General features: G+C 68.7%; 9 protein-coding genes and 1 pseudogene. 5 read left to right on the top strand and 5 right to left on the bottom strand.

What is annotated here, in order from left to right; all coding sequences use genetic code 11:
* Positions 1–965 precede the first annotated feature (965 nt).
* Both ACIO3O_RS42425 and ACIO3O_RS42420 read left to right on the top strand, forming a co-directional pair.
* Positions 966–3542, top strand: coding sequence for a Helicase associated domain protein (locus ACIO3O_RS42425; RefSeq protein ID WP_401756284.1), 2577 nt, complete (start codon positions 966–968; stop codon positions 3540–3542).
* A gap of 212 nt (positions 3543–3754) precedes the next feature.
* Positions 3755–4045 carry a hypothetical protein gene (locus ACIO3O_RS42420; RefSeq protein WP_401756281.1) on the top strand — a complete coding sequence of 97 codons (291 nt, stop codon included), beginning with the start codon at positions 3755–3757 and terminating at the stop codon, positions 4043–4045.
* 577 nt (positions 4046–4622) lie between these two features.
* Here the strand turns inward: ACIO3O_RS42420 and ACIO3O_RS42415 are convergent.
* Positions 4623–5735 (bottom strand): methyltransferase domain-containing protein, encoded by a 1113-nt coding sequence (locus ACIO3O_RS42415; protein ID WP_401756279.1) that lies wholly within the window; start codon positions 5733–5735, stop codon positions 4623–4625.
* A 594-nt stretch (positions 5736–6329) separates the two neighbouring features.
* Entirely contained in the window at positions 6330–6617 is a 288-nt protein-coding gene (locus ACIO3O_RS42410) for a DivIVA domain-containing protein (RefSeq protein WP_401756276.1), read from the bottom strand.
* Positions 6618–7159: 542 nt separating this feature from the next.
* Between ACIO3O_RS42410 and ACIO3O_RS42405 the strand changes: the two are divergent.
* Both ACIO3O_RS42405 and ACIO3O_RS42400 read left to right on the top strand, forming a co-directional pair.
* A pseudogene (locus ACIO3O_RS42405) lies at positions 7160–7402 on the top strand (helicase associated domain-containing protein); the annotation flags it as partial.
* 131 nt (positions 7403–7533) lie between these two features.
* Positions 7534–8013: a helicase associated domain-containing protein gene (locus ACIO3O_RS42400; RefSeq protein ID WP_401756287.1), complete on the top strand. Its 480-nt coding sequence runs from the start codon at positions 7534–7536 to the stop codon at positions 8011–8013.
* A 625-nt stretch (positions 8014–8638) separates the two neighbouring features.
* Here the strand turns inward: ACIO3O_RS42400 and ACIO3O_RS42395 are convergent.
* From ACIO3O_RS42395 to ACIO3O_RS42385, 3 genes are all read right to left on the bottom strand, one after another.
* Positions 8639–9913, bottom strand: coding sequence for an MFS transporter (locus ACIO3O_RS42395; RefSeq protein WP_401756273.1), 1275 nt, complete (start codon positions 9911–9913; stop codon positions 8639–8641).
* Between the two features lie 14 nt (positions 9914–9927).
* Entirely contained in the window at positions 9928–10893 is a 966-nt protein-coding gene (locus ACIO3O_RS42390; protein WP_401756271.1) for a RimK family alpha-L-glutamate ligase, read from the bottom strand.
* A 182-nt stretch (positions 10894–11075) separates the two neighbouring features.
* The gene (locus ACIO3O_RS42385; protein WP_401756269.1) at positions 11076–11777 is read right to left on the bottom strand and encodes a GNAT family N-acetyltransferase; all 702 of its coding nucleotides are present in this window, start codon (positions 11775–11777) and stop codon (positions 11076–11078) included.
* Between the two features lie 147 nt (positions 11778–11924).
* On the opposite strand from ACIO3O_RS42385, the gene ACIO3O_RS42380 reads away from it, so the two are divergent.
* The gene (locus ACIO3O_RS42380; RefSeq protein WP_401756266.1) at positions 11925–12209 is read left to right on the top strand and encodes a helicase associated domain-containing protein; all 285 of its coding nucleotides are present in this window, start codon (positions 11925–11927) and stop codon (positions 12207–12209) included.
* Positions 12210–12278 lie beyond the last annotated feature (69 nt).

Here is a 12278-nt window from a genome sequence, read left to right as displayed (position 1 = left end):
GCGCGCGGTCTGCTCCGCAGACACGACGCGGAGCCGCTACGCGGCTCTTCCCTCGGCCGCTCCGCGGCCGAGGGTGCCGGTCCACTCCGTGGCCCAGCACTTCCGGGATCGCTCCGCGCCCCCGGAAGTCCAGCGCTCCGCGCTGGCAACTCGCCTGCTCCGCAGTCGAGTTGGGCCCGCTACGGCGCACGGGGTGTCTCACTCGGGGCCCTTGGGGTGGCCCTCCTGCTGCCTACGGGACCTACGGCTAGCGAAGATCCCTGCAACACCTGCCATGGCGATCACCACGGTAAGCGCTACGTCCCCAGCGGAATCGCCATCGGCTATCCGCCACCCCAGAACGGTGGCAATGATCAGTAAGCCTGCCCACTGCAGCCTCCGCCCCCACGCCACTCGCCTCTTACCTGCCGGCAGTCCATCCCGTCCGCTCATGTTCACGCCTCCTGTGCAAGGCTGGTGCCCTCTTATCCCCCGGGAACTCTCCGCAGACACGACGCGGAGCCGCTACGCGGCTCTTTCCCGTATCGCTCTGCGATACGGGCTGCCGGTCCCCTCCGTGGCCCAGTAGCACCGTCGCACGGCTTCGCCGTACGACGGGTCGGCGCGCTGCGCCGACAGGCCTGATCGCTCCGCGATCTGACGAACACTTCCTGTGTCTTCTTTCAATCTCTGTGCGTCATCCTTTTGGGTCCGCTACCTTAGACCCATAGCACAGACCACCATCCATTCTGGCAACTCACCAATAAACTCCTTCCCGACTGAAAATGAGGATCTCCATGGGTGCTCTAGTGATGCTAAATTTCCTGCTCTTCCTCTACGTCGTAGTGATGGGTTTGTTCTGCATTCTGGTTGCCTCTAAGACCTCTCACAGAATGGGATGGGCTATGGCCGCTGCGCTCATACTTTTACCCATAGCGATATACGCCACGATATACATTCACTAAAGACCCGGAAGGAATCACCTCATGCCGAGGGACGGGCTTCGCCCTCATCAGGTTGAGGCGGTCGACGCCGTCCTCCGCCACCTCCAGCTCCCGGCCGACTCCCCGGCCCCAGCGGAGGGTTTGCGGTGCCAGGTGATCGCAGCGACAGCGTCGGGAAAGACACGGATCGCTGCGGTGACCGCACAGCGACTCAACGCGCGGCGGGTGTTGGTGCTGGTACCGACGACGGATCTACTGGCGCAGATGGCAGCTGAGTGGCGTCGGGCCGGGCGTGCTGGGGCGATGGTCGGTGCGTGTGAGACGAAGGTCGCGGCGTCCAGCGGGATGCCGTGCACGACCGATGCGGCGGAGCTCTTGTACTGGGTGCAGGACGAGGACCTGGTGACGGTCTTCTCGACCTACGCGACCGCGACGACCGCCGTTCAGCTGGCGCATGAGATCGGCCTGGAGCCGTTTGACCTGATGGTCGTGGACGAAGCCCACCGCACCTCGGGGGATGCTGAGAAGGCGTGGGCGGGTGTGCACGACCAAGCGAAGATCCCGGCCGTGCGCAGGCTGTACATGACGGCGACGGCCAGGATCTGGGAAACCGCCGAGGACGCGCGCCGGGGCGGGCGGGAGGCGCCGCGGCTGGTCGCGAGCATGGATCCGGACTCCCCCGTATTCGGCCCTGTGGCGTGGAAGTTGACGCTCGCGCAGGCCATTTCGCGCGGTTTGATTGCCCCTTATCAGGTGGTGTGTGTAGATATTTCCGATCCGGACTTGCATGCTGCGCAGGCCGGCGGAGACCGGGGGTCGAACGTCGTACGCGGGGCCCGCCTCGCGGCGCTCCAGGCCGGGCTGCTGACGGCTGCTGCGGACGAGAATCTGCGGAAGTGCCTGACGTTCCACTCCCGGATCAGTGAGGCCGAGGCCATGGCCGAAGGGCTGCCTGGCGTTGCGGCGCGGCTGTATGCGCAGGACCCGAAGCGGTATCACCCGGCGGAGCGGGTGTGGGCGTCCTGGCTGTACGGCGAGCACAAGCCGGTCTACCGCAAGGAGCAGCTGGAGGAGTTCGCGTCGCACGTGATCGAGGTCCCGGACAGGAAAGGCGGCACGGTTGCCTATCCGGCGAAGTTCAAGATGATCGCGTCCGTTCGCGTACTCGGCGAAGGCGTCGACACGAAAGACTGTGACTCCGTCGCCTTTTGCGACGCACGCGGGTCGATGGTCGACATCGTGCAAATGGTCGGCAGGGCCCTCCGTATGCAGCCCGGTGACGGGAAGATCGCCAGTCTGATCGTTCCCGTTTTCCTCGCGCCGGGGGAAAGTCCGGACGAAATGCTGACGTCTCCGGGGGCTGAGACCCTCGCGAAGGTCCTCGGAGCACTGCGGGCCCACGACACCGAGGTGATCGAAGCCATCGCCGACTCCCGCCCACGCACGGGGAGTTGGATGGGCGACGACGTCGACGAGGACCGTGATGCGGAGGGCCAGGAGCAGCAGGGTGAGGCGCAGGGTCCGAGCATGCCCGCGCGGGAACTGCTGAAGTTCTCCACGCCGCGGGACCCGGCGGAGGTGGCCCGGTTCGTGGCGCTGCGGGTGCTGCACCCGGAGACCGACTACTGGCGGTCCGGGCTCGCGGCCGCGGCCCGGTACGCGAGGGAGGTCGCGAAGAACAGGGAGCTGAAGGTCCCCTACGACTACGTCACCCCGGCGGACTGGACGCCGGATGGGTTCCCGTTGGGGACCTGGCTGAAGAAGCAGCGCCAGGACTACCGGGCCGGAGACCTGGTGGTGGAGCGGGTGCGGGAACTGGAGAAGCTCGGGGTCATCTGGTCGCACCAGGACCATGCCTTCGAGGAAGGGCTTGCCGCCGCCCGCCGCTGGGCTGGCGAGCACGGGCACTTCCTGCCGCCGGCCACTGCGGTGTGGGACGGGTATCCGGTCGGTGTGTGGGCGAAGAACCAGCGCACGTCGGCCCGGCTCGCGGACGCCCGCCTCCAGGAGCTGGAGGGACAGGGGGTTGAGGTCTCCGGCGAGGAAGCGGCAGGTGGGCTGTCCTGGACACGGCGGGAGGCTCTGGACGAGATCGACCCAGGGTGGTGCCCGGCATGGGACGCGGGCTGGCAGCGCTGCCTGAGGCTGGCGCAGCAGCACCTGGCCAACGGCGGCGGTATGCCGATGACCGCCGGAGAGGTCGTCGTCCAGGGCGAGGACCTCGGACGGTGGGTGCAGGGCTGCCGGTTCGGATGGGACGCGCTGCAACCGGCGCAGCAGTGGCTCCTAGAGAACGCCCTTGGGCTCGAACCGGCACAGGAGTCGGAGCGTCCGGTCAAGCGCACGCAGGACGACAAGTGGAAACTCAACCTCACGGCGGTCCGGGCGTTCCATGCCCGTGAGGGACACCTTCGGGTGCCCCGTAAGCATGAGGAGCCCCTCGGTTCCGGGAAGGGTGGGAACGGCGCTCAGGCGGGCTCCGGGGGCGTCGTGAAGCTGGGTGTGTGGATCTCCAACGTACGGAAGCGGGCCGACAAGCTGAGCGAGGAGCGCCGGGCGGAGCTCGACGCACTCGGCATGGAGTGGACCGTGGGCACCACCAGGAGCAGCGCGATGTGACCGTGCGCAGCGCGGTCGTTGAGAGGGACGGGGCCTCACTCCACCGCGAGGGTCTCGGTTCACCCGGGGCTCTCAATGCGGCGCGCCCTCCGGCCGCGACAGACATCGCCTTGCCGCCTCCCCTGCCGGTGCGGCGCCGTCAAAGACCCACCGCGTGCCCGGCGTACGACCCGCGCTGCGACGAGCAGGGGCAGACCGGCAAAATGGGCTCTATGGAAGAGATTGACCCGCTCAGCAACCCTATTCGCAGTAACGACGACGAAGAGCTGTGCCGTGTTTGTGGCTACGCCGGAGGCCCGTTTTTCGAAGGCACCTGGCCGAGCTCTGCGATCTGCAGTTGCTGCGGCTGGGACGCGCAGACGCAGCCAGCCGGAATCGAAGGGACTCGTGAGCTCCGCGGGTACTGGATCGGGCACGGGGCCCGCTGGCGCTCCCCTTCGGACAAGCCGAAGGACTGGGACCTCTACACACAGATCCAGGCCATCCCTGAGCTCTGGCGTTGACCGGAAAGCCACTACCCGGCGCCGGTGCCCGGAACAACTCTGCCGACGTACGAACGGCGGCAGTCGGCATGGCTGCGAGGGGGCGGCTCGTTCAGCAGCCGGAAGCGAGCAGACGTCATCCAGGCCGACGACGGCACGCTCCAGTGCGGGCCGTACTCCGCCAGACCTCCACCGTGACCCCGCCCCACCCACCGGCACCCGGCAACGCCCCCGCCCCTGCCTACACGTGCGACAGCCGCTTCACCTGGAATACGACAGCACGCTCCACCAACCCGACGACACCCGCACCCTCAACAACACCGCCCACCAAGGCCCGACAGCAGGGCAACCACCCGACGCCCACACAGTGAAAGAGACACGACGCGCATCAACATGAGCTCGCCGAGGCGCGGGCTGATCACGGGGCACTGGTCGGCTCAGTACCGGCAAGGTGGTCTGGTTCGAGCTGAGGCTCTCTTCCCGCGCCGACGCGGAAAGCCCTTCGGCACAGGCGCGCCATGGACTGCACAGTAGAGGCGGTAGGCAGCGAGGGATGCTCTTTGAGGATCCGTTCAGGTGACCGCCCCCTCTGCGCGAGTCAAGGACTCCACGGCTCCTGCGGGGTCTTGCACCAGATGTACTGGCGGTCGGGTTCGACGGTCATGCCGAAGTCCCACAGGGACGGCGCCCCGCGGTCCTGCCAGTGCTGCTGCCCCCGGCTGATCTCGGCCATCAGAGAGCGGGGGCCGCCCTGTTCAGCGACGGCGTGACCGTCGGGCCGGGTGGAGGCGGTGGCCCAGGAAGTGTGGCCGTCGTGGGCCTGTGCGGTGACCTGGCCGTCGGAGGTGAGGGTGGTGGTGATGCGGATGTCGGGGTGGGTGACGCGCAGGCTGAAGACGAGGCTCGCGTCCCGCAACGCGTGCACGCCAGCTCCGGGAACGGTGGACGTGGTAGCCGCGGGGACGGTGGTGTGGAGGTCGTGGAAGTCGTGGCCCTGGTCGGTGCCGCGGCGGGGCATGAACGTGGCGAGCCCCTGGACCCAGCCCGTCGCCGAGCGGCAGTCGTCGGCGACGGTCAGGGCGACGTGGCCCAAGCGCCCCCAGGGGGTGACGATGCGGGCACCGAGGGCGCACTGCTCCACCCATGCCCAGGGCACCGTCTCGACCGCGTAGGTGGAGATCACCCGGTCGAACGGCCGGCGGCCGGGGGCGCCGAGGTCTCCGTCCCCGGTGAGTGCCGTGACGTCGTAGCCGTGCTCGGTGAGCCGGTGGTGGGCGGCGGTCGCCAGGCCGGGGTCCGTCTCCACGCTCACCACTCTGCCGGGGCCTGTCCGGTGGGCGAGCAGGGCTGCGTTCCAGCCGTAGCCGGTGCCCAGTTCCAGGATGTGGTGGCCGGGCTCGGGCATGAGGGAGTCGAGCATGTCGATGACGATCGAGGGCGCGGACAGGCTGGATGTGGGCAGCCCGTCGGTGATCTGCGTTAATGTCGGCTCGTCGGGGCCTGCGTAGACCAAGGTGGCCCACCGGTCCGGGTCTTGGGTGCGGTCGACGGGATCGTGGTGGTGGCCGTCCCACTCCCACAGCCGGTCCGGCGCGAAGAGGTGACGCGGAGCATCCTTAAGGACGGCTTCGCGCAGCCATGGGGAGTCGGCGGGCCAGCCCTGTACGTCGAGTGCATCGGCCAGGGCGCGGTACCGGTCGCCGAGGAGCATGAGAATTGTTCCTACTTCCTGCGGGTGCCGGACGGCGGTGGCGGGTCCGGTGCTTTCCCGTCCGCGTTCCCGGGCGGAGGCTTGCCTCTTCCGGGATCCGGATCCGGTTTACGGTGTTCCCCCACGGTGGCCTCCCTCGCTGACGGGCATGCCCTTCCCTGCACATGATGCGCACGCATCGAGTGGCTGTACCAGTGCGCCTCGCGGGGCTTGCACAGGGGAAGTACAGGGTGTTCTGGGTTTTCTCCCCGGTGAGCGCGGCAGGGCACCTTCGTGCGGGTGGCGGTGGAAGGAGGCCGGCACCCACTGCCGCGCAGCCCCGCCCAACACTCACCGGGAGAGTTCCCATGTCTTCGCTGCGGCGCTGTTGCGGGAGCCGTTTCCGCAGCAGCGCGTGCCGCTGGAGGAGTGTCCCCTGACGGACCCGGTCTCTCTGTACCCGACGGCGAGCTGGCACGTACCCGCCCGGATCCCCCTCGCCCTGCTGGGTTGCGATTCCTGGAGCCGGACGGCCTGCCCGGGCACCAGAGTGTCGGCCACGCTCCACCGGTTGGTCCTCGACGCACTCGGCGCCGCCGCCATGCAGCAGTGCCTCTAGCCGGTACGCAGGGAGGTGGTGAGGGCTGTGAAGAAGGCGTCGACGGCACCGCGGTCGTAGCCCGTCTGGCGATGTCCGGCCGTGCTGAAGGCAACGGCGTCGATCTGGGCTGGGGCGATGGCCGGTCCGTCGCCCAGGAGGCTCGCCCGGATGCGTGCCAGGAAGACGTCAACTTCCTGGCGGTCGTATCCCGGTTGCAGACGTGACTGCGGGAACTGGACGCTGCCAAGCTCCTGGGCGAGCTGTTCTCGCAGGGACGGCGGACTCGCGGGGGCGGTGTTCAAGCGCTGCGGAGCTGTTTGCGCGGGCGGGGGTGCGGGCCGTGCCGTGGGCCTGGGGGCACGCCCCGGTGCGGGCCTGGTAACCGGAGGTGTCAGGCCGGGCAGGTTCGGTGAGGCAGGCGGAGTGGTGCGGGAAGCAGGAGGGAGGGAGGCGGGGGACGGGAGCGGACGGGAGCGGCGGCGGGCGGCCGAGCGTATCCTCCATGCCGCGTCGGCCACCGGACCGACGGCCAGGGCGAGCGCCCCGGCACCTGCGAGCGCTCCGCCCACGCGCAGGAGCCAGAACGACGCCTGCCCCGCCTCCTCCTGCTTGTCCTCGTACCCGTCGTAGGAACCGCTGCCCACGCAGGCATCGCCCGGCTTCATGCTCTCGCCGCCGCAACGGGGAGACTCCGCGTCGGAGGCGGCACAGCCGCCTGCGAGAAGGAGAAGCAACCCCAGAAGCAGACCCGCGACTCCCAGGCCTCTCCTGGTTTCGCCGCCACTGCTGTAGCGAGTCATGTCCGCCCCCGGAAGATTGAGTTCGTGATCAGTGTTCCCGGGGCATGGTAGGGGGTCGCTCTCCCCGACGGTATGACCATGCGTCTCCTCAATTCGGGTGTTTCCAGGAAGACATGATTGAGCATCATTTCTTTTCGACCGACGAAGTCCTGACGGTCGCGAAGCGGTGGGCTGCCGAACACGGGCACTTCCTCCCGCCCGCCACAGCGACCTGGGACGGCTACCCCATCGGGACCTGGGCCAAGAATCTACGGACGACCGCCCGGCTCGCGGACGCCCGCGCGGAGCAGTTGGAGGCTGAACTCCCCGACGGTGCCGCGACCGGGGGTTGTCGCAGGCACGGCGAAACGCCCTCGACGAGATCGATCCGGGGTGGTCGCCGACATGGGATGCCGGTTGGCAGCGCTGCTTCCGGCTCGTGCAGAACCACCTGGAGCGCGGCGGCAGCATGCCGATGGAGGCCGGTGAAGTCATCGTCCAGGGCGAGGGCCTCGGACGGTGGGTGCAGGGCTGCCGGTTCGGGTGGTACGCGCTGCTGCCCGCGCAGCAGTGGCTCCTGGAGAACGCCCTCGGGCTCGAACCGGCACAGGAGTCGGAGCGTCCGGTGAAGCGCACCCAGGACGACAAGTGGATGCTCAACCTCGCGGCGGCGAAGGCGTTCCATGCCCGTGAGGGGCACCTTCAGGTACCAAGGAAGCATGAGGAGCCCATGGAGCCACACGGCAGGTCGGGAGGCGCTCAGAGCGGCGCTGACAGCCTGGAGATGGTGGACGTGAAGCTGGGGATGGTCCTGGACAACATCCGCAAACGCGCCGACAAACTCAGCGACGAACGCCGGGCCGAGCTGGACGCGCTGGGGATGCGATGGACGACGGCGAAGAAAGCGGCGGCGCGATGAGCACGGATGCGTACACCAGCAGACCGGTGGAGCGGGCGCCCGTCCCACTGGAAATGAGCGGGTGTGTAGAGCGCCTTCTCACCCGCGTGGGCGGTTCTTCCAGTCCTGCGAAGCCTGATCCCACTGACGTCGAAGCAAGCTGAGACTGACCACCCCAGACGCGGGTGCACCAGCAACCACGACAGCCATCCACCACGGCATATTGCCCCTCCACAGCAAGACGACCGCTGCGGCCACCCACACGCCCAAGGCAATGAGCGCGTACTTCGTCACCGGCCTCATGCCGACCAGCTACCCCCCGCCACCACCCCGACACGACCAAGCAAAACCGGAATGGCTGCCGACCGGGCGTCCACCTCCCGCTGGTCCCCTGGCTGATCTCTGTCGTCAGGGAGCGGGGCCGCCCTCTGGGCGAGACGCTGGGGAGTTCTCGATCATTGCCCGAGGGCGGACGCCCGAACCCAAGGATTCAGCCCCTGGGGCGTATCTGGTTGGGCAGGGAGTGGGTGGCTGGGCCAGGGCATGTCCCGGTGGTCGCTGTGAAATGCGCGACCTGGGTGAACGGCTACCGGCTGTACGACGGCAGCACTCTCCGTGGCCCGGCCGGAGCCGACTTCCGCAACGGCTACGTGTTCTTGCTGCCGGACGCGGTGTGCTGGGCTGTGTCGGGGGCGTCTCGCGTAGGTGCGAGGGGCGGAGCGTGCCGGTGGAGCAGGCCGATGGTGAGGGCCGCAACCGCGGATACGGCTCCGCCCAGGCCGAGTGCGGCCCGGGGACCGGCTGTCTGGGCGAGCCATCCGATGCCCGGGGCGATCAGGGGGGTGGTGCCGAGGGAGGCAAGGAGATACAGGCTCATGACCCGCCCTCGTATGTCGGGGCTGACTTCGAGCTGGAGCTGGGCCTTGGCCGCGGTGAGGAAGACCAGCAGTGTGGTCCCTGTCGGTACGAGCAGAGCCAGGAAGGTGATGTGGTCGGGCATCAGGCAGCATGCGGCCTCCAGCACTCCGAAGGCGAGTGCGGCGATGGCCAGTTGGCGTCCCGTCATCCGTTGGCGGCGTCCGGCCAGTAGCGCGCCGATCACCGAGCCGGCGGCCAGGGCGGTGTTGCCGAGCCCGAAGAAGGCCGCTGGGGCCTGGTAGACCTGGGTGATCATCAGAGTGGTGGTGATCTGGAAGTTCATGCCGAACGCGGCGACGATCGCGACGAGGGTGAGAGTGAGCGAGAGGTCGCGGTGGTCTCGGACGTAGCGCAGTCCTGCCCGTACCTGTCGCTTGGCCGGGGGGACCGGCGGGGCCGGGCGGATGGCTCGGCGGTCCATGCGCAGCAGGCAGACGACCACGGTCAGGCAGGAGAAGGCGTTGGCGAGGAAGGCGGGGCCGGGGCCGAACAGGACGATGAGGGGGCCGGTCAGTGCTGGTCCTGCCATGCGGGCGAGGTTGAGGACCGCGCTGTTGAAGGCGAGGGCGCTGAGGAGGTACTCGGGTGCGACGGAGTCCGCGATGAACGCCTGCAGGGCCGGTTTCTCGACGACCGTGGTGAGCCCGAGCGCCAGGGCCAGGGCGTAGAGGGTGCTCAGCCGGGCGGTTCCGGTCATGACGAGCACGGCGGGGATCAGGGCGAGGGCTGCCATGACCGCCTCGGACACGAGCAGGATCTGGCGCCTAGAGTGCCGGTCCACGAGGACGCCGCCGTAGGGGCCGAGCAGCAGGAGGGGGAGGAACTGCAGGGCCGTCATGATGCCCAGGACGGTCCCGTCGCCGTGCGACAGTTCCAGGGCCAGCCAGTCCTGGGCCACCTTCTGTATCCACGTCCCGGTGTTGGAGGCCGTCTGGCCGAGGGCGAAGAGCCGGAAGTTGGGGCTGCGCAGCAGCGGCCATCGGCGGGTGGGGCGCTGGGGCATGTGCACGGCCGGCTCTACTCGCCCTGTCGAGGGCCGGACCGTGTGGTGTGTTCCGCGGAGGTGAGTCGGGTCCGGCAGGCGGCCACGACCGCGGCGGTGATGTCCTCCCGCTCCTTGCGCCAGCCGACGTTGGCGTTGACCTCGCAGATCGTGAACGTGCCGTCCGGGGCGAACAGCAGGTCGACGCCCGCGACGCCGAGGCCCAGGGCGTCGGCGGCCCGGACCGCGAGGTCCTCGCCGTGGCGGTAACGACCCGTGCAGGGTGTGGCGGTCCCGCCCAGCGCGAGGTTGGAACGGAACTCCCCGCCGACGGCGGTGCGTACTTGTGCCCCGGCCGCGCGGCCGTCGACGACCACCACCCGCAGGTCCCTGCCGTGGGAGGACTCGACGTATTCCTGGAACAGGTACGGCGCCTCCTGGCCGAGGCAGCCCTGAACGCCGTGCAGCATCGCGGTGTCCGGTGCCAGGAACACCTGCTCCCCGCGGTGCCCCCGCACTGCTTTCACCACGCACGGCTGCGGTACCCCCGCACCGATCGCGCCGTCCAGCGGCGCGTCGGCGTAGGTACGGGTGTCGGGCACCGGAAGCCCCGCGAGTGCGAGCTGCTGCAGCTGCCAGAACTTGTTCAGGCACGCCAGCATCGCATCGGCCGGGTTCAGCAAGGCGGTGCCCATCGCCTCAAGATGCCGCAGCAGGGTGATCTCCCGGTCCGCACTCGCCACCGGAGTCCACACCCGGCCGTACGCGAGCCTGGGCGCGGCCAGCTCGCACCCGGTCAGGTCGTGCAGCGTCAGTCTGCCGCCCCGTACCCCCAGCAGCAGTTCGTCGCTGCGCACCACCGCGAACCGGTCGCCGAACTCCTCGGTCAGGGCCTTCGCGAGGCGACCGGTGATCGGCCGCTCCGTCAGACCGGAGCCCAGCACCAGCCACACGTCAGCTGTGCCGTCCAGCCCCCGACGCCCTTCGTCTCCCTCGGCCACCGCCACCCGGACTCCTCTCGATCACAGGGCTGACGGACAACCCGCCGACCCGACCACCCATCGTTCAACGCACCAACGAACCGGATGAAACGCCCAAGCCGTCGCGCTGATGGACCCCGCATCCTTACGTCACGGCCGACACGGGAGACTGTTTCAGCGCCTTGCCGCGCACGACGGCGGCCTCACTTTTCCTTGGCGCTGACCGTTCCGCCGGGGCCGGGGCCGGGGCCGGGAGGGGAGCAGCCAGCCACCTCCCCGAGCAGGGAAGGCCCCATGGCGAGGCGAGCGGTCAGCCGCGCCTTCGCCTCCGGCCACTGGTCGCTGAGCATCGCGTAGTAGACGTTGTCGCGCCAACTGCCGTCGGGGCGACGCATCTCACGGCGGAAGACTCCCTCACGGACAGCTCCCAGACGCCTGATGGCCTGGCGTGAACGGGTGTTCATGCGGTCGGTGCGCCAGGACACCCGTCCCATGCCGAGCTCTTCGAAGGCGTGGGTGAGCAGCAAGAGTTTGGACTCGGTGTTGACCGCGGAACGCCAGACGGCGCGGCCGTACCACGTCCAGCCGATCTCCAGGCGCGCGTCGCGGGTGCTGAAGAATCCGTAACTGGTCCAGCCGACGGTACGCCCGGTGGAGGACTGGACCACGGCGAAGGGCACCCGGAGTCCGGCCCGGCAGTCCGCGAGCAGCCCCTCCAGCAGGCCTCCCATCTCCTCCTCGGTGTGCGGAGTGGGGACCGACATCCAGCGCCACAGCTCGTCGTCGCCACCACCGGCGGCGTAGAGGTCTGGCAGGTGGGCCGGCGTCAGCGGCTCCAGACGGACATGACATCCGACGAGAGTGATGGGAGAAGGGGTCTTCGCGACCGGGGGCTGCAGCACCATGGCTCAGATGCGTCTTTTCACGATGAGGGTCGACTGGGCTCCCACCGACTTCCCGTGCACAGTCCTACGGAACTCCTTGGATGCCTATTGCATCCATTTGGCCGGTGTCACTCAGGCGCGTTTCCGGGGCGCATCCGTGAGGGGGGGATGGAGAACGCCCTCGGTCTCGAACCGGCCGACGAGGACGAGCGGCCCGTAAAGCTGACGCAGGACGACAAGTGGAGGCTCAACCTCGCGGCGGCGAAAGCGTTCCACGCCCGCGAGGGGCACCTTCAGGTGCCGCGGAAGCACGTGGAGTCTGTGGAGCCACACGGCGGGTCGGGAGGTGCTCAGAGCGGCTCTGACGTCCTTGGAGTGGTGGACGTGAAGCTGGGGATGGTCTTGGACAACGTCCGTAGGCGTGCTGAGAAGCCGTTGTCGTACCGAATGTGATCGTTGAGTTCCCGCTGGTCAGGCATGGTCTCGCTGTCGTCTGTGCAGGGTCGGGACGATCGGTTGGTC

Source organism: Streptomyces sp. NPDC087440, assembly GCF_044744005.1.
GTDB lineage: Bacteria > Actinomycetota > Actinomycetes > Streptomycetales > Streptomycetaceae > Streptomyces.
Note: the sequence above shows the minus strand (reverse complement) of the source record. Positions and strands in the feature narration are given on the sequence as shown.